Origin of the sequence: Sporosarcina ureae DSM 2281 (assembly GCF_000425545.1) — a bacterium.
Taxonomy (GTDB): Bacteria; Bacillota; Bacilli; order Bacillales_A; family Planococcaceae; genus Sporosarcina; species Sporosarcina ureae.
In genome coordinates, this window is sequence record NZ_AUDQ01000001.1 from 21275 (window position 1) to 39278 (window position 18004).

General features: G+C 42.2%; 17 protein-coding genes. 1 reads left to right on the forward strand and 16 read right to left on the reverse strand.

All coding sequences use genetic code 11. From position 1 onward, the window contains the following. Positions 1-7 precede the first annotated feature (7 nt). The 10 genes from smc to H605_RS0100165 all read right to left on the reverse strand — a co-directional run bounded on the left by smc (position 8) and on the right by H605_RS0100165 (position 12345). Positions 8-3565: a chromosome segregation protein SMC gene (gene smc, locus H605_RS0100120; protein ID WP_029052324.1), complete on the reverse strand. Its 3558-nt coding sequence runs from the start codon at positions 3563-3565 to the stop codon at positions 8-10. Positions 3566-3567: 2 nt separating this feature from the next. After that, positions 3568-4335 (reverse strand): ribonuclease III, encoded by a 768-nt coding sequence (gene rnc, locus H605_RS0100125; RefSeq protein ID WP_029052325.1) that lies wholly within the window; start codon positions 4333-4335, stop codon positions 3568-3570. Positions 4336-4441: 106 nt separating this feature from the next. Beyond that, positions 4442-4681, reverse strand: coding sequence for an acyl carrier protein (locus H605_RS0100130; RefSeq protein WP_029052326.1), 240 nt, complete (start codon positions 4679-4681; stop codon positions 4442-4444). A gap of 111 nt (positions 4682-4792) precedes the next feature. Next, the gene (gene fabG, locus H605_RS0100135) at positions 4793-5539 is read right to left on the reverse strand and encodes a 3-oxoacyl-[acyl-carrier-protein] reductase (RefSeq protein ID WP_029052327.1); all 747 of its coding nucleotides are present in this window, start codon (positions 5537-5539) and stop codon (positions 4793-4795) included. Further along, positions 5539-6483, reverse strand: a complete 945-nt coding sequence (gene fabD, locus H605_RS0100140) for an ACP S-malonyltransferase (RefSeq protein ID WP_029052328.1) — start codon at positions 6481-6483, stop codon at positions 5539-5541. Before fabD ends, fabG begins: the two co-directional genes overlap by 1 nt. Further along, the gene (gene plsX, locus H605_RS0100145; protein ID WP_029052329.1) at positions 6480-7472 is read right to left on the reverse strand and encodes a phosphate acyltransferase PlsX; all 993 of its coding nucleotides are present in this window, start codon (positions 7470-7472) and stop codon (positions 6480-6482) included. The genes fabD and plsX overlap by 4 nt, the downstream gene beginning before the upstream one ends. 6 nt (positions 7473-7478) lie before the next feature. Next, positions 7479-8051, reverse strand: a complete 573-nt coding sequence (gene fapR / locus H605_RS0100150) for a transcription factor FapR (RefSeq protein ID WP_029052330.1) — start codon at positions 8049-8051, stop codon at positions 7479-7481. Between the two features lie 101 nt (positions 8052-8152). Continuing rightward, on the reverse strand, positions 8153-10192 hold the full coding sequence (gene recG, locus H605_RS0100155) for an ATP-dependent DNA helicase RecG (protein ID WP_029052331.1): 2040 nt from the start codon (positions 10190-10192) through the stop codon (positions 8153-8155). A gap of 116 nt (positions 10193-10308) precedes the next feature. Then, on the reverse strand, positions 10309-11964 hold the full coding sequence (locus H605_RS0100160) for a DAK2 domain-containing protein (protein WP_029052332.1): 1656 nt from the start codon (positions 11962-11964) through the stop codon (positions 10309-10311). A gap of 18 nt (positions 11965-11982) precedes the next feature. After that, a complete protein-coding gene (locus tag H605_RS0100165; protein ID WP_029052333.1) occupies positions 11983-12345 on the reverse strand; it encodes an Asp23/Gls24 family envelope stress response protein in 363 nt (120 codons plus the stop codon). A gap of 215 nt (positions 12346-12560) precedes the next feature. Between H605_RS0100165 and rpmB the strand changes: the two genes are divergently transcribed. Further along, positions 12561-12749, forward strand: coding sequence for a 50S ribosomal protein L28 (gene rpmB, locus H605_RS0100170; RefSeq protein ID WP_029052334.1), 189 nt, complete (start codon positions 12561-12563; stop codon positions 12747-12749). Positions 12750-12849: 100 nt separating this feature from the next. Here rpmB and spoVM read toward each other — a convergent pair whose 3' ends face one another. From spoVM to H605_RS0100200, 6 genes are read right to left on the reverse strand one after another with little or no spacing between them, the layout of a single operon-like run. After that, positions 12850-13020 (reverse strand): stage V sporulation protein SpoVM, encoded by a 171-nt coding sequence (spoVM, locus tag H605_RS19680; RefSeq protein ID WP_376781836.1) that lies wholly within the window; start codon positions 13018-13020, stop codon positions 12850-12852. Positions 13021-13026: 6 nt separating this feature from the next. Next, a complete protein-coding gene (locus H605_RS0100180; protein ID WP_029052335.1) occupies positions 13027-13680 on the reverse strand; it encodes a thiamine diphosphokinase in 654 nt (217 codons plus the stop codon). Beyond that, complete coding sequence (gene rpe, locus H605_RS0100185; RefSeq protein ID WP_029052336.1) at positions 13677-14345, reverse strand: ribulose-phosphate 3-epimerase; 669 nt, start codon at positions 14343-14345, stop codon at positions 13677-13679. Before rpe ends, H605_RS0100180 begins: the two co-directional genes overlap by 4 nt. A gap of 2 nt (positions 14346-14347) precedes the next feature. After that, complete coding sequence (gene rsgA, locus H605_RS0100190) at positions 14348-15229, reverse strand: ribosome small subunit-dependent GTPase A (RefSeq protein ID WP_029052337.1); 882 nt, start codon at positions 15227-15229, stop codon at positions 14348-14350. Between the two features lie 12 nt (positions 15230-15241). Further along, the gene (gene pknB, locus H605_RS0100195; RefSeq protein WP_029052338.1) at positions 15242-17245 is read right to left on the reverse strand and encodes a Stk1 family PASTA domain-containing Ser/Thr kinase; all 2004 of its coding nucleotides are present in this window, start codon (positions 17243-17245) and stop codon (positions 15242-15244) included. Further along, positions 17242-18000 carry a Stp1/IreP family PP2C-type Ser/Thr phosphatase gene (locus H605_RS0100200; protein ID WP_029052339.1) on the reverse strand — a complete coding sequence of 253 codons (759 nt, stop codon included), beginning with the start codon at positions 17998-18000 and terminating at the stop codon, positions 17242-17244. The genes pknB and H605_RS0100200 overlap by 4 nt, the downstream gene beginning before the upstream one ends. Between the last annotated feature and the right edge of the window lie 4 nt (positions 18001-18004).

An 18004-nucleotide genomic window follows, 5' to 3' on the forward strand; every position in this document is an offset into this window, starting at 1 on the left:
CCACTCCTTAGCTACTGATTTCTTCTGGCACTTCAGATAGTTTAACAGAAAGTAATTTCGAGACACCTGATTCCTGCATCGTAATCCCATATAGGACGTCCGCACCTTCCATCGTGCCTTTTCGATGTGTGATCACAATGAATTGTGTCTGATCCGAAACTTTCCTCAAATAATTACTATATCGTACTACATTCGCTTCATCCAGTGCTGCTTCCACTTCATCGAGAATGCAAAATGGCACAGGACGAACTTCTAAAATAGAGAACAGCAAGGAAATAACCGTTAATGCACGTTCACCGCCAGATAACAGACGTAAATTCTGCAGTTTCTTCCCGGGAGGTCGTGCCATAATATCAATTCCAGTAGTAAGTAAGTTGTTTGGATCCGTTAAAACGAGATCTGCTTCCCCTCCACCGAACATATCCTTAAACACACGACGAAAATGACTGCGAATCGCTTCAAATGTCGTCTCGAAGCGACTCTTCATTTCCTGATCCATTTCTGCCATAGCTTCTTGTAATGTATTTTTAGCTTCGATCAAATCATTACGCTGTGATTGTAAAAATTCATGACGCTCTGATACTTCTTGAAATTCTTGAATCGCATTCGGATTGACAGGTCCTATCGTGGCTAGTTGTTGCTTACAATCTTCCACGGTTTTGCGAAGTAGTGGAATATCCAATGCCTCAATCTGTAATTCATTCGGACGCAAGCCGTACTCTTCATCCAAACGATCTCTAACCGTTTCATACTGTGTTTCGAGTCTGGATAACTGAATCCTCATTGTGTTCAAGCGCTCAGAAATAGTGCCTACTTGTTGCCTGATTATTTTTATACGCTGTTCATGATCGTGAACACGTTTAGCTTGTTGAACACGCTTAGCTTTTTCCGTCTCGATCGTTTTTTGCAACTTTTGTTTTGCCTCATTCGCTTGTTGACTTTGCTTCTCTATTTCTTCAGGTGTTAATTCCTTGCCGATTACAAATTCCTGCACATAGTGCTGTTCTTCTTGCAACTGGCTTATTGTCAGCTCCAACTCATCTAATTGAGTGACCGTTTCCAACATACTGCTTGAATGGTAGGCATTTTGCTCTTTCAATACAGCGCTTTTTTGTTGTAAGTCATGCAATCTCTTCTGCAGAGACTGTTGTTCTTCGCGCCGGTTCTCTACTAGTCTTTCTAAACTTTCCAGCTTTTCCAACGTCTCTTGAAGTTCATTTTTCAATGCTTCATGACGAGTTTGTAACTCTTGTTTTTTAGTCGATAACTGCTTTTCGGCAGAAGCTGTATCTGTACGTCCAATTTCAATTGTGGATATTTCCATTTCAACGGAACGCATTTCCATTTCAGTCTCCTGTAGAGATGACTGAATAAGAGACTTTTTCTGTTGGTTTTCTTCTAACTTTACGCGCAATTGATCACGAAGATGTAAACTCGCACCAACGAGACTACGTGTTTCAGACGTTTGTGCAGTAGCCTGTTGAATAGATTCATCCATTTGTTGTAATTGATTTGCAAGAGTCTCTAGCTCAGCCTTACGTGAAAACAGCGTGGACTGGCCTTTCGCACCGCCACCTGTCAATGAACCGCCTGCATTTATTATATCCCCGTCAAGCGTCACTATGCGATAGCGATGTCCTATTGATTTCGCTAAACCTGATGCGGCTTCTAAATCACTAGCGATAATCGTCTGACCCAATAAGTTTTTAGCTACCGACTCATATGCCGGAGATGTTTGAATGAGTTCAAATGCTGTACCGATGAAACCTTGTTGTTGCGTGAGTACTTGCCGGCTATTCATAGGAAGTTCACGCGGCTTCAAAATATCCATAGGAAGAAACGTAGCTCGACCGAAATTTTTCGTTTTCAAATAACCGATGGCCTTTCTTGCATCACGCTCAGTCGTGGTAATGATATGTTGCATGGCACCACCGAGTGCGGTTTCAATCGCTTTTGTATAGGCCGGCTCCGTCGTAATGAGTTCCACTACAGCTCCTTCGATCCCCTGAATTCGTTGTTGTTGCTTTGCATGAAGTACTTCTTTGACACCTGAATAGAACCCCGAAAAGTCCTTTTCAAGACTTTCTAGAGCACGAAGTCTTCCTTGCATTTCGGATTGTTTACGCAATGCTTTTTGCAGAAACTGCTGTTGGGTAGATAGACGTTCCTCTTCTTCTGTTAATTGTTGATGACAAGCTCTAGCTGACTTCTCCAGCTCGTCAAGCTGTTGCTGAACAGTATTTTTTTGCTCAATCTTTTCCTGTTGTTCTTTCGCAAGTTGTTGTCTGCGTTCGGAAAGCAAAGTAGTCTGAACCGTAATCTTTTCTGTGGAAGACTTTTCTCCTTGGAGTCGCTCCTCTACATGCTTGATTTCACTACGTACAGTCGCCTCTTCATTGAGACGCTCAATATAGACGGATTTCAACTGTTCAATTTGCTGTTCGGTTTCTTTTAATGAACTGTTTAACATGGCCGTGACTTGCTTACTTTCTTGTGTAACTTCTTCAAGTTCATGCTGGGCAGTTTTCTGCTTCATCTGCATGGTACTAAGTTTGTCTTTAGCTATTCGTTGTGTTTGTTCTGCAGTATGCAACTCGTGCTTAATACGCTCTACTTGCTGCTTCGTATTGCGAGTCTTTTCAACGGACAGTAATCTTCTGCCTTCCCACTTTTCAGCTTCTGCTGTCTGTTTAATCAATTCGTTTTGAAATTCATCCAGTTGAAACTCTGCTTTCTTAAGGACTTTCTTGTCAAGATCCAGTTCCTGTTCATATTGTGTGAGGGCCTCGGAAGTCTTTCGCAATTCTGATTCATCACTCTTCACAACAGCCGCTTTTTCAGAAATCTGCTGTTGTAAAGCGGACGCGTCATGATGGAGTAAACGAACATCAGCTTCCCGAAGTTCTAAACGTAGATCAGAAGCTTTACGAGCCAAACCCGCTTCTTTTTCAAGAGGAACGAGTCGATCATCTATTTCTTTTAATATATCCAGGACACGATCCAAATTATCGGTCGTCTCAAATAATTTATGCTCTGCTTGCAGTTTATGTGTTTTATACTTCAAGACACCAGCTGCTTCGTCAAAGACATTGCGTCTTTCATCAGCACGACTATTCAATATTTCATCAACCCGACCTTGCGAAATAATGGAGAAGGCCTCTTTCCCCAATCCTGAATCCATAAATAGCGTGGTGATGTCTTTTAACCTGCAAGTCTGACCGTTTAGTAGATACGCACTGTCTCCGGATCGAAAAACCCTTCTAGTTACACTGATTTCAGTGTAGTCAAGCGGAAATAGATTTTGTGTATTATCCAATATAAGTGTGACTTCTGCAAAATTAACCGCTTTGCGGGAATCACTGCCTGCAAAAATGACGTCTTCCATTTTACTACCGCGCAATGATTTTGCGGATTGTTCACCGAGCACCCAGCGAATAGCATCGATAATATTACTTTTTCCGCTTCCGTTAGGTCCTACGATGGCCGTTACTCCTGGTACGAAATCAACATGAATCTTTTCCGCGAAAGATTTAAAGCCTGCGATTTCCAGCCTTTTCAAAAACACGATTAGTTCTCCCCTTCAGTTGTCTGCATCAATAAATGCTCTATTGCACGACGGGCAGCTTCCTGTTCCGCTTCTTTCTTGGATTTGCCGATTCCTTTTCCAAGTTGTTGTTCATTGAGATTGACTACGGTAACAAACTTTTTCGCATGTGCAGGACCTTTTTCTTCAATGACTTCATATTGAAGGGGTCCGTTATTTTTTTGCTGCACCAATTCTTGCAGACGACTCTTATAATCTGTCACATGCGAAAAAGCTCCGATACTAATTTTCGGAAAAACGATTCGTTTTAGAAACTCTTCAACGACTTCCATGCCCTGATCCAAGTAGAGCGCACCGATATACGCTTCAAATACATCCGCCAGTAATGCAGGACGCATTCTTCCGCCAGTTAGTTCTTCACCCTTGCCCAGAAGAATATAATCTCCAAAGTTCAATTCATTCGAAAACTTAACAAGTGATGGCTCACAAACAATCGCTGCACGAAGTTTCGTCAGTTCACCTTCGCTTTTTGCCGGTTCTGTACGGAATAAAAATTTAGATACCCCAAGTTCCAATACAGCGTCTCCAAGGAATTCCAATCGTTCATTATCAGAAAATTTCTTTCGGCGATGTTCATTGACATAGGATGAATGGGTAAATGCATTATACAATAAATTCTCATCCTGGAATTGAACACCTAATTCTTGCTGGAGCTTGGTGAATTTCTCGCGTACAGCTTGTGGCAATGTAGGGTGTGATGCGGTTTCTTTCGAAGTTCTTTTATTTTTCATAAACTACTCTGCCTCTCATCTATTAATAGTCTGTACACACTTGTAAAGCGAAAAGAGACGCTTTCTCCTTTTCAGATGAAAGGAAGAAAGTGTCTCACCAAAAAGGTCATTCGCCTACTTTTTCTGTAATGTACGTTACTGCATCTCCGACAGTTGCAATTTTCTCTGCATCGTCATCAGAAATTTCCGTTTCAAACTCATCTTCAAATTCCATAACAAGTTCTACTACATCTAGTGAATCAGCTCCAAGATCCTCACGGAAAGAAGCTTCAGGTTTTACTTCGCTTTCATCGACGCCTAGACGGTCGACAACTACTTTCGTTACACGCTCAAGTACTGTTGACAACATAGTCACCTCCTCTCAAGGCCATAGTCGGCTCATTAGTTACTATTGAATTATAGAGGGTAGTCCCCTCGTTACGCAACCATAAACAGCGCTTTAGGAGAAGTAGTTCATTTACATCACCATGCCGCCGTCTACATTAATGGTCTGACCGGTAATATATTTCGCTTCATCGGATAGTAAGAATGCGACGGCACCCGCTACATCTTCCGCACTTCCAAGCTTGCCTAAAGGAATCGTTGATAATAATTGCTCTTTCATATCATCGCCCAATTCATCTGTCATATCGGTTGTAATGAATCCTGGAGCGACGGCATTCACTAAAATATTACGTGCCGCTAATTCTTTTGCGGTTGTTTTCGTCAAACCAATGACGCCCGCTTTTGCCGCCACATAATTTGCTTGTCCAGCATTTCCTACAACACCTACGACCGAAGCCATATTAACGATTCTTCCTGCACGCTGACGCATCATTTGGCGCGTAACAGCTTTTGTGCATAGGAATACACCTTTTAAGTTAATCGATAATACCTCATCCCACTCGTCTTCCTTCATGCGCATCAATAAATTATCTCGCGTGATGCCAGCGTTATTAACGAGGATATCAATGCTACCAAATTGCTTAATCGTCTCATCCATCATGGCTTTCACTTGATCAGCATCAGAGACATTCGCTTGAAAGACGAGTGCTTCTCCACCCGCAGAACGAATTTCCGCTGCGACCGTTTCTGCTCGATCTTGGCTACCACTATAATTCACGACTACCTTAGCACCTTCCGAAGCTAGGCGTAAAGCGACAGTGCGCCCAATCCCTCTGGACGCCCCTGTAACTACTGCCGTTTTCCCATCGAATCTTCCCATCATGACCATCCTTTCGCTTCTTCAAGCAACTTCTCAAGCGTTTCTTCATCGTATACTGGATATACTTTTGCTGTACGGTCTATTTTACGGATTAATCCGCTCAATACTTTTCCTGGTCCACACTCAATGAAACGAGTAACACCCAATTCAAGTAATCTTTCAATAGACTCTTCCCAGCGTACAGGTGAGTACAATTGTTCAACAAGTAATTTTTTTATTTCATCCTGCTTCGTTACTTCATCTGCTGTAACGTTTGCAATGATAGGAATTCTTGCATCCTTCATATCGATGCCTTCAAGTGTCTTTTGTAATTCTCCTGCGGCTGGTTGCATGAGAACAGAGTGGAAGGGTCCACTTACATTCAATGGTAATGCACGTTTCGCACCCGCTTCCTTCAAGGCTGTACATGCTTTATCCACGCCTTCCTTTGCACCCGAAATAACGATTTGACCGGGGCAGTTTAAGTTGGCTGGTTGTACAGGATGTCCCGATTCCGTAATGTTCGCTGTAATCGACTCCAATACGTCACGATCCATTCCAAGTATGGCCGCCATGGCACCTTTACCTGCTGGTACGGCTTCATTCATATACAGACCTCTTTTATGAACAGCCACTACTGCATCTTCAAATGAAAGAACTTTGGATTCAACAAGAGCTGTATACTCACCTAGACTATGTCCTGCTGTATAGTCTGGCATAATGCCTTCTTCTTCCAAACGTGCTGCGATCATCGCACCCACCGTAAGTAGAGCCGGTTGAGCATTATAAGTCAACGTCAATTCATCTTGAGGGCCTTCGAGCATCAATGTGCTCAGTTCAAAACCAAGAGCTTCATCAGCTTTTTGCATGAATTCCTTACATGCCTCGTTCTTCTCTGTGAATACTTTCCCCATCCCTACAGCTTGTGAGCCTTGTCCCGGAAAAACAAATGCCAGTTTACTCAAGATTCCTCTTCCTCTCCGATTGTTTTTTTAATCGTTTCGCATACTTGATATTGTACCATGGTTCTTGCTTGGCGAACTGCATTAAAAAGCGCGTTGGCATTTGATGAACCATGCGCTTTGATGACCGGATGGTTCAAGCCAAATAAACCCGCTCCGCCATACTCCGAGTAATCCATCTTCTTCTTCAAACCTTTTAGATCATCTTTCACTAAGCCAGCGGCAAGTTTGGTTTTCAATGAAGACATGAACACATCTTTGATCATGGAAAACACATTCATCGCAGTACCTTCAATAGTTTTCAACACCATGTTTCCTGTAAAACCGTCCGTGACAACGACATCTGCCACGCCATTCAACAAATCACGCGACTCCACATTACCGACGAAGTTGATGGGTGCAGCTTGCAACTCTTCATAGGCGTGTTTTGTCAGCTCATTACCTTTTCCAGCTTCTGTTCCAATATTCAATAACCCTACACGGGGCTTGTCGATTCCGCGCACTTTCTCTGCATAGATACTACCCATGACGGCAAATTGTGCTAACTGTGTCGGTTTACTATCTGAGTTCGCTCCTGCATCTAACAACACGAAACCACTGCCGTCAATGGTGGGTAACGTCGGTGCCAGTGCCGGTCTTTGAATACCATCTAAGCGACCTACGATAAAGAGTCCTGCCGACATAAGAGCACCTGTATTACCAGCTGACACACACGCCTGAGCCTCTCCATCTTTTACCGCTTGCGCCATACGGACCATGGAAGCATCTTTTTTCTTTCGAATCGCACGCACGGGCTCATCATCAGGTTCAATGACTTCAGAGCAGTGTACTACTTGGAGGCGTGGATGTGTTTCGAGGAATGGTGCCATTTTTTGCTCATCACCAAATATATGTATCGTTATGTCATCAAATGCATGAAGGCTCTGCAATACTCCTTTGACAATCTCTCCGGGTGCGTTATCTCCACCCATTGCATCTACTGCAATAATCATATGTAATTACCCGCCTTTTTTTGTTGTACGGTACATCTGAAACTCTCCCGAAAAAACAGGATCACTCTCTACTGTTGACAGGACATCGACGACCGTACTTTTATTTTTCAAGGTTTCCTTGCGCACAGTAGCACGAGACACTACACGATCACCGGCTCTTACTGGCTTTTGAAAGTGCAGTGAAGAACGAACTGTCAAAGCCAAATCATCGTCCAAGACCGCTACAGCCAATGAGTTCGCTTGCGCAAACAAATGATGACCTCTGGCTATGCCATTTCGTTTGAACACATGCACGTCTTGTACATCAAAGATTGAAATTGCTTTATCATCCAATTCCACATCAATAATTTCTCCAAATATTTCTTCTGCTTGCATAGACTTCACTGTACCTAACATTTGTTGTGACGCTACGGATTTCAACCGCTCTCGCAATTCCGGAATATGACATTCTAATCGGTCCAGCCGGACGGTTTGAATACTCACAGAAAAATGCCTGGCAATGTCTTCATCTGTTAGAAAAGGATCTTCTTTAAGCAGCGTTACAAGTAATTGTTGCCTCTCCTGTTTCGGAACTCTCAATTACTACACCCCTCCAGATTAGCACTTGGTATTAATACTAAGTATATAAAGAGGTAAATCAGATTGCAAGAGGTTATCTTATATACTACGTTACACATCTATCAATCTATACGCTTATCAGTGAGTGCGCCTGACTGCTCTAGACGTTCGCGTAATGTAGCATATTCATCACTTGTCCAAAACGCATCTGAATTCAACAAGCGTTCCGCATCCTCACGCGCTATAGAGAGTGCTTTAAAATCATGAATCAAGTCTGCCATTTTGAATTCTGGCATTCCACTTTGCTTCTTGCCAAAAATATCCCCTGATCCGCGTAGCTCCAAATCTTTTTCAGCTAAAATAAATCCATCGTTCGTTTCTGTCATCGACTGCATCCGCATCTTTCCTTCTTCTGTAGACGGATTAGCGAGCAATACACAATATGACTGATCGGATCCTCGTCCTACACGTCCCCTTAATTGGTGTAACTGAGCTAGACCGAATCTTGTTGCATCATAAATCAGCATGAAAGTTGCGTTCGGCACATTGACGCCTACTTCTACAACTGTAGTGGAAACAAGGACATTTGACTGTCCTTCACTGAATTCCCGCATGACCTGATCTTTTTCAGCTGAAGGCAATCGACCGTGCATCAAACCTACCGTATACCGACCAGCGAAATAGTTACTCAATTCTGCATGTACTTCCACTGCGTTTTGGACATCCAACTTATCGGATTCCTCGATCAATGGACAAATGACATACGCCTGCCTTCCTGCACGTAACTCTTTCTCCATCTTCTGTAACACAGGTATTAAGGATTCTTCTTTTAACCAATGGGTTTCAATTTCTTTCCGTCCTGCCGGTAATTCGTCTAAAACCGAAACATCCATTTCACCAAATACCGTAATGGCTAGCGTTCTAGGAATAGGGGTCGCAGTCATGAATAATACATCCGGGTTTAAACCTTTATCACGCAAGACACGACGTTGTTGCACTCCGAAACGGTGTTGTTCATCCGTCACGACAAAGCCCAGTTTATGAAATTGTACTTCAGGTTGGATGAGCGCGTGCGTTCCGATGAGCAAGTCAATCTCCCCGACTTCTAACCGTTCCAGTAACTCTCTTCTCGCTTTCGCTTTTGTAGATCCAGCAAGAAATGCGACAGTCACACCAAACGGTTCGAACCAGTTGGCTAATAATTCCGCATGTTGTTCAGCCAATATTTCTGTCGGTGCCATTAACGCCCCTTGGAACCCTGCTGTCACCGCTGCATACAGAGCGATGGCTGCCACAGCTGTCTTGCCTGATCCCACATCTCCTTGCAGTAAACGGTTCATACGGAGCGGTGATTTCAACTCTGCACATAATTCATTCACCACACGTTTTTGCGCATTCGTTAATTCAAACGGCAACGTATGGATGAACTTTTTCAGCAAATCCAAGTCATATTGAATAACAAGTCCTTTTTCTTGCTCTTTACGCAGTTTTTTCATCCCTTGAATTTTTAACTGAAACAGTAATAATTCTTCATAAACAAAACGTCTACGAGCATGCTTGACGTCTTCAGTCTTAGTCGGGAAATGAACCATCTCTAAAGCTTGTGTAATAGACGGCAACTTGTAGACTTCGAGCATTTCCTGCGGCAGTGTCTCTTCTATAACACCAGCCGTTAAATCTATCACAGTGCGCATATAGCGCCGAAACGTTTTCTGATGCATAATTCCTTTCAAACTATAAACCGGTTCAAAATCAGTTTGCTCACCGGTATGTAGACGATTCACCGTTATTGACTGGCGGCCTCGATCCCATGCGCCAGTAACATTTATTTGCATTCCCGTAACTAGACGGTCTTTTAAATAATGTTGATTGAAAAACACTGCTTTTACTAAATGATGGCCGACCAATAAACGGACTTGCATTCTTGAACGATTTTTTCCAGAATAAAACACGGTCGGTTCGGACTCTACCCGACCTTCCACCGTGACGCGCTCACCATGTGGCGTTTCAGTCAAATCCCTCATACGAAAATCTTCATGGCGGTACGGGAAAGTGTACAACAAATCTTCAATCGTCAAAATTCCCAGTTTTTCAAATTGTTCAGTTGTTGCTTTACCGATTCCTTTTACTGTACCTACACTATTTTTCAAGATGTTCTCCATGTAAAATTACCTCCTTTCCATATCTAGTTAGAAAACGAGTGTTCTTCTTTTCAGTTTACCATGAAAAGACAGGAAAATAAAAACGTTGCCCCTACTTGCAGGACAACGTGATGTATTTATTCAACAGAGATAATATATGGATAGAGCGGTTGTTTTCCAGCGTATAATTCTATATCTACATGCTCGAATTGCTCTTCAACATACTCACTAACTTTTTCTGCTTCTTCAGAGGTCACATCTTCACCATAGATAATCGTGACGATTTCATCTTCTTCATCAATCATGGATGAAATAAGGTTCTTTGTCACACTTTCCAAGGAAGAATCGGAACTAGTGATTTTGCCTTGAGCGATTCCCATGAAATCATCTTTATGGATCGTTACACCATCAATCGATGTATCACGAACAGCGTAAGTGACCTGACCAGTTTTAATAGCAGAAGCCGCTTGTAACATCGCTTTCGCATTCTTCTCTACTGTTGCTTCAGGGTTGAATGCTAAAATGGCTGCTAAGCCTTCTGGAACGGATTTTGTCGCTACAACTGCCGCTTCAATCTCCAATACTTCAGCCGCCTGCTCAGCAGCCATGATAATATTTTTATTATTTGGCAAGATCAATACTTTTTCTGCACCGATTTCCTGAATCGCTTTAACAATATCCTCCGTAGAAGGATTCATCGTTTGTCCGCCCTCAATCACGGCAGATGCGCCGATACTTTTCAGAAGTTCTGCGATGCCCTCGCCCATCGTAACCGTTACAATCGCGTATTTATGCTGAACCGGTTTCGATGTTGACGTTTCGTGCCGATTCATAATATCACTATGTTGCTCACGCATATTATCAATCTTCATCTTTGTTAATGAACCATACTTTTGTCCATAAGACAAAGCATCTCCAGGTTCTTCAGTGTGAATATGTACTTTTACTACTTCATCATCTGAAATGACGAGTAGTGAGTCACCAAGTTCACTTAAATCTTGACGGAATGTAGCTTCATCAAATGGCTGATCGTGCAACTTACCTGAATCCAATTTGACCATAAATTCCGTACAGTAGCCGAACTCGATGTCTTCTGAGTTCATGAAACCTTGTATACTGCGGTGATGCTCTGTCATAATTAAGTCATCCATTGAGTGCATCACTACCTTCTCAGGTAAGTCTTCACCTTTTAGGCATGCCAAAAATCCTTCATATACATATACGAGACCTTGTCCACCACTGTCTACTACTCCTACTTCTTTTAACACCGGCAATAGATCGGGCGTTCGCTTCAGCGAAGCTTTAGCCTCTTCCACAATAATTTCTAGTAATGCCGTTAAATCTGATGAATCTTCTATATGCTCAACTGCCGCGTTAGCTGCATCTTTGGCAACGGTCAAAATGGTTCCTTCTACAGGTTTCATAACGGCTTTGTAAGCTGTATCCACACCGTATTTAAGTGCATCCGCAAATTGCTTGACGTTGACTTCTGCTTCATTCTCAATTTGCTTGCTGAATCCTCTGAATAACTGGGATAGTATCACACCAGAATTCCCACGAGCACCCATAAGCAACCCTTTTGAAAATGCCTGTGCCGTCAAACCGATATGTTCCTGAGCATTTCTTTCTGTTTCTTTCGCACCGGATGTCATGGATAAATTCATATTCGTTCCCGTATCACCATCTGGCACCGGGAATACATTTAAAGAATCCACATAATCCGCATTTTGATGAAGATGATGCGAACCCATTTCTACCATCTTCGCAAATTGCAATCCATTGATTGAAGTCATTGACTTAAAGGCCTCCTTTTACACGTTCGTTACACGAACTCCCTGAACAAAAATATTTATAGAACTTACTGATAGCCCCAACGTCGTTTTCACTATATATTGCACTTTAGATTGTACTTGATAGGCCACTTCAGTGATTTTCGTGCCGTAGCTCATGATGACGTAGATATCGATATGGAATGCATCGCCCTCGTTACGTACAATTACGCCACGAGAATAGTTTTCCTTGCGAAGAATTTCTGTAAGCCCATCGCGAATTTGATGCTGAGAAGCCATCCCTACAATTCCATAACACTCGACCGCAGCCTCTCCGACTACTTGTGCAATTACGTCATTTGTAATATCAATTGTACCATGCTCATTTTTCAGTTCGATTGACATTCCTCTTCTCCTCCCCCATCTCTAGACACATCATACGTACATTATACGGGAATTCATCAGGAATGAAAGTATTGAAACCGTTAAAATATAGTGTAAAGGAAAAAACCTTGAGAGTATCAAAATAAAATGTTGCATCGATTCGACGCTTATGATAAAGTACTATGGTATGCGAATTGTAACGTGAATCGCTAAATAATTCACGAGGAGGAACTAAAATGGCTAAACAATGTGTTATTACTGGACGTAAAGCTCGTTCTGGAAACACTCGTTCTCACGCTTTGAACTCTAGCAAGCGCACTTGGGGCGCTAACCTTCAAAAAGTTAGAATCCTAATCGACGGCAAACCTAAACGCGTTTGGGTATCTGCAAGAGCTTTAAAATCAGGCAAAGTACAACGAGTATAATGATTAAAAGCTGAAAGCGCCGGTTAACCTCGACAGTTGTTCGAGGAATCACCGGTGCTTTTTTGCTTATCTAAAATTCAAAAAAACACAAAGCACCTTTTTAGGCGCTTTGTGATTTTTCTTTTTTGCGTTTTTTTGTCTTGGCGGCTTTTGAATTGGCAGCAACAGTCGATTTAGTACGGCTGTCCTTTTGAAAAGCTACTGCGCACTTTCTCACGATGTTACTGACAAACTTCGGAAGCGTGAATGTGTATACTCGCAAATCCCCCAACTCCTTTCAGGAATCTGAACTCCTTACCATTAAGCATATGCCTTCACGGAAAGAGATAGTACAAACATCCGCCACTGTTTCGTTACTTGTAAAACGAGTTACACCCATTTCTAATCGTTCATTCACCGTTTCATATTTGAACCCTGTCAGCGTCAACCCTGTCACGATGGGGCCAAACGAGAAAAAGGAAGTATACGGAAAGCGTGAATCTTTCTTTACACGTCTCACGCCAGGTAGCATGACACGAATATCATTTGTAGTGTTGTGTATCTTGAATTTCACTTTAGGATTTCCTGCTTGCATACGATACAATAAATGCAAAGCAGACTGTAAGTGATCCAGGCGACCACCCGTCACGCCAGTTAATATAATATAATCGGGTTGATACGCAAGCGCTCGCTGTACAGCCAGTTCTGTGTCTGTCTCATCTTTATCTTCATTCGCACGATGGATAATTTCTACGTTCGAGTTGATCTGCTTAAACTGCTCTTCAGTCACAGAATCAAAGTCGCCAACTGCTTCATTGGGCTGAATCCCTTTTTCCAATAAATACAACGCACCACGGTCTACCCCGATATACACAGTATCTTCTTGATCGTATTCAGCTAAGTCAACTACTTCTTCTATAGGACCTGCTGCACACACGATGGCATACTTCATTTCGCCATCACACTCTCGCCTGCTGATTTAATAGCTTGAAGAGCTTTTGTGCGGTCTTCTTTTCCGTAAATTGCAGAACCTGCAACAAAAATAGTCGCACCTGCTTCCACACAAGGTTTGATGGTTTCTTCGTTAATACCGCCATCAATTTCGATTTCAATAGATAGATTACGCTCTTTGATGATATCAGAGAGTTGTTTCACTTTTGGTAGGACCGAATGGATAAACGACTGTCCGCCAAAACCTGGATTGACTGTCATGAACAATACCATATCAATATCTTCCAGGACATGCATGATATGTTCAACCGGTGTATGAGGATTTAACACAACACCTGGTTTTGCACCTGTCGATTTGATCAATTGCAATGTTCTGTGTAGGTGAGGGCATGCTTCTACGTGTACAGTAATATAATCCGCACCCGCTGACGCAAAGTCCTCAATATAAGCGTCCGGATTTTCAATCATCAAATGGACGTCAAGCGGTAACTCCGTCAATGGACGCAACGCCTCGACGACAATAGGGCCCATTGTAATATTCGGTACAAAATGTCCGTCCATTACATCAATGTGAATTAGTTCGGCTCCAGCTTTTTCTACTTCTTTCACTTCTTCACCAAGCCTTGCAAAGTCTGCTGCTAAAATAGATGGCGCAATTTTTATCATAATCAATACCTCGGCTTTCTATCCATAATTTCTTGCAAGAACAACAAATAATTCTTATAGCGACCTTCTGAAATTTTTTCTTCTTCCACCTGTGCTTTAACTGCACAACCAGGTTCTTTCACATGAAGACATCCTCTAAATTTACAACCTGCACCTGCTTCAGAAATCTCCACAAAATAATCCCGCAGTTCTTCTTTTTCGATATGTTCGAAATCCAAAGAACTAAAGCCAGGTGTATCTGCTACCAAACCGCCCGCCACTTCCAGTAACTCTACATGACGTGTAGTATGTTTCCCTCGTCCAAGCGCATCCGAAATCACACCGGTTTTTAGTTGTAGTTCAGGTAATATCGTATTCAATAACGTGGATTTTCCCACACCTGACTGACCTGCAAGGACGGTGGTTTTACCGCTAAAATACGGACGAAGTGTTTCAAGCAATGAATGTTTATTCTCTACATTGCGCAGAACCGTATATCCGATACGTTGATAATATGCGAGATTTTTTTCATTCTCTTCTAATATTTTGGGATCCGCAATATCTTCTTTAGAAATATACAAAATCGGTTCTAACTGATGTGATTCAATGACCGTTAAGAAACGGTCTAGTAAACGAAGACTCATATTTGGTTCCACAACCGAAAAGACCAGCAACACTTGATCTACATTGGCTATAGGCGGTCTGACTAACTCACTTTTCCTCTGATGAACATCTGTAATCGTCGCATCATTGGCTCCGTCAGGAACATACGTAACGAAGTCCCCCACCAAGGGACTAATTTTCTTTAATCGAAAAACACCACGGCTTTTACATTGAATTAAATCCCCATTATGCTCTACGTAATAAAACCCACTGATTGCTTTACGAATTTGGCCTTCAGCCATCGAACTCCTCCTCTATTCCAAATCTGTATAGTTGAACTTATCTTCCTCTATCACTGTTTGATCACGCATAATTTTGTATCCTCCGCGTTCTCCTTCTCGAAGTTCGATCGTAACCTTGCGTGTCGTATCTTCAGTAATCTCAAACTCCTCGATGGGATCATTCATTGTGTGCGTGCGATCCTGTACATAAATCTGGACTTTCTGAGGAACGAGTTCAGGATGAGGCTTCGGATCTATTTCTGAATCTATTTCTTCTTCCTCATCATCTTCATTTTCATCAACTGATTCTTCAGGATAGTTATATGGAATTGTCACAGTCTTCACTAACAACTTAATCGGCTTGGACGCAGGACCTTTCGAAATCACAACGTCCACCCGTTCCCCTTTTTCCAATTTTTCTCCCTTCGAAGGCTTCTGAGAAATAACATATCCTTTATCGACTTTATCCGAATGTTCTTCCCTGACAATGTGGATCTTCAGGCCGGATTTTTTCGCATACTCTTCTAGTTGTTTAGCGGACATACCCGATAAATCATCAAGTGATTGCAACTCTTTGCCTTTACTGACAGTGAAGATCAACTCCGTTTCTTCAGGAATGACAGACTGATCTGCTTCAGGTTGTTGGCTCAGAATAGTTCCTTTTGGCTCGTCAGAAAAGACTTCAACTGATTCAATGGGTAAAAATCCGTATCCATTTAAAAAGCGTTTGGTCGCTTCAAAGTTACGACCCGTATAATCACTAAGCACCATCGGATCTTTCCCGGAGCTGATAAATAATTTTACGCCGTCTCCCTCTTTACGTTTCTTTCCTGCTTGAGGTACTGTTTTAATTACTTGTCCTACTGTGTATTCATCAGACGTCTCTTCAAAACGCTCATCTATGACAAAGCCCTCTTTTTCAAGTATCTCTGTAGCGACAAGCTCCTCTTCCCCTACAACTTCAGGTACGATGATCTCCTTTGGTTTCATCATCATAACCAATAAAAATGTCAGAAACGCTAGAAGTAAAATGCCACCCACTAATACAAACGGCCATTTCTTCTTTTTCTTTTTCGTAGGTGCTACTGGTTCGGGTTTTGCAGGAGCTATTTTCATAGTATCTTCCGCAACAGTGGATTTCGGAACGTCTTTAATGGCGGGAATAGCCATTGTCTTATCATCATCAAATGGTAAGGCGAATTTACTTTCATTCAAACGCTCAGGAGATAAAACAGTTAGTAAATCATCATACATGTCATCTGTAGTCGCATAGCGATAGGTTGAATCTTTAGCTGTTGCCTTTAAAATGACATTTTCTACGCTCTGAGGTATTTCAGGATACTGATCACGGACAGATGGTGTTTCTTCTTGTAAGTGCTTTAACGCAATCGCTACCGCTGTTTCCGCTGAAAACGGTAATTCCCCTGTCAGTAATTCATAAAATACGATACCGAGTGAATATATATCTGATCGTTTCGTCGCCATACCGCCTCTAGCTTGCTCAGGAGACAGATAATGGACAGTTCCTATAACAGAGTTCGTCTTCGTATGTACCGTAGAATTCAAGGCCATCGCAATTCCAAAGTCTGTTATTTTCACATCGTCCTCGCCGTTCATCAGTACATTTTGAGGTTTAATGTCACGATGAATAATACCGTTATGATGAGCATGTGATATGGCAGATACAAGTTGCTTCATAATAGACACGGCGTGTTCTGCCGATAATGCGCCATGAGTATGAATGTAGTCTTTCAGTGTTTTGCCAGCTATGTATTCCATTACTAAGTAATGAAGTTCATCTTCTTGGCCGACATCAAAAATATTTACTATATGAGGATGTGTTAGGCTAGTAGCGGAAAGTGCCTCCCGCTGAAATCGTTTTTTTAATTCCTCTTCATTGCTAAAATCATAATGCAATACTTTGATCGCTACATCACGGTCAAGAATGATATCGTGCGCCAAGTAAACTCTGGACATACCTCCGTCACCGATCACCCGAATAATTTCGTATCGTTTACCGATTCGTTTTCCAATCATACGGGAGACACCTCAATTTCAGGAATAGCCAGTAGTATTACGGTAATATTGTCTTCCCCACCGCGCTGATTCGCCAAGTCTATAAACTCATCCGCTTTGTTTGCCAATGAATCTTCATTCAATATGATATCAAGCATTTTTTCCTTTTCGATCTTATTGCTTAAACCATCTGTACAAAGTAATAAATACGAGTGTGACAGTAAAGGAAATGTGTAGCGGTCAGGTACAATGGATTTCTCCGAGCCTACCGCTTTCATAATCCAATTACGCTGTGGATGCACTTCAGCTTCCTGTTCCGTAATTTCACCGCTATCAAGCAACACATTCACAAATGAATGGTCTTTCGTAATTTGACGAATCGCTTTGCCTGTCACTTGATAAATCCGGCTGTCTCCTACATGAAAAACAACACAGTGATTATCCAAGATCAGCGCGAGGTCTAGCGTAGTTCCCATGCCTTTATACGTGTCATCTTTCTGCGCAGTTGTGTACAAAAACTGGTTAATATCTACTACTGCATCATACAGCAAGTCAATCCAATCTTGCTCCGTTACTACTTCTTTGTCAGCGGACATGAATTGCTCGCCTATCATACGCACTGCAGTGGCGCTAGCATAATCTCCGCCCTTATGGCCGCCCATTCCGTCTGCAATGACTGCGAGGATCGTACGCTTTTCAGAATGTACGAATACGGCGGCGTCATCTTCATTCACCGTACGTTTCCGTCCTGTATCTGAGCGTATTTCATATTCCATAGGC

Bases quoted from the DNA above. Each gene is read 5' to 3' on its own strand.
- rnc (WP_029052325.1), bottom strand. From the start codon at position 4,335: ATGAAAAATAAAAGAACTTCGAAAGAAACCGCATCACACCCTACATTG.
- fabG (WP_029052327.1), bottom strand. From the start codon at position 5,539: ATGGGAAGATTCGATGGGAAAACGGCAGTAGTTACAGGGGCGTCCAGA.
- plsX (WP_029052329.1), bottom strand. From the start codon at position 7,472: ATGATTATTGCAGTAGATGCAATGGGTGGAGATAACGCACCCGGAGAG.
- recG (WP_029052331.1), bottom strand. From the start codon at position 10,192: ATGGAGAACATCTTGAAAAATAGTGTAGGTACAGTAAAAGGAATCGGT.
- H605_RS0100160 (WP_029052332.1), bottom strand. From the start codon at position 11,964: ATGACTTCAATCAATGGATTGCAATTTGCGAAGATGGTAGAAATGGGT.
- H605_RS0100165 (WP_029052333.1), bottom strand. From the start codon at position 12,345: ATGTCAATCGAACTGAAAAATGAGCATGGTACAATTGATATTACAAAT.
- rpmB (WP_029052334.1), top strand. From the start codon at position 12,561: ATGGCTAAACAATGTGTTATTACTGGACGTAAAGCTCGTTCTGGAAAC.
- H605_RS0100180 (WP_029052335.1), bottom strand. From the start codon at position 13,680: ATGAAGTATGCCATCGTGTGTGCAGCAGGTCCTATAGAAGAAGTAGTT.
- rpe (WP_029052336.1), bottom strand. From the start codon at position 14,345: ATGATAAAAATTGCGCCATCTATTTTAGCAGCAGACTTTGCAAGGCTT.
- rsgA (WP_029052337.1), bottom strand. From the start codon at position 15,229: ATGGCTGAAGGCCAAATTCGTAAAGCAATCAGTGGGTTTTATTACGTA.
- pknB (WP_029052338.1), bottom strand. From the start codon at position 17,245: ATGATTGGAAAACGAATCGGTAAACGATACGAAATTATTCGGGTGATC.
- H605_RS0100200 (WP_029052339.1), bottom strand. From the start codon at position 18,000: ATGGAATATGAAATACGCTCAGATACAGGACGGAAACGTACGGTGAAT.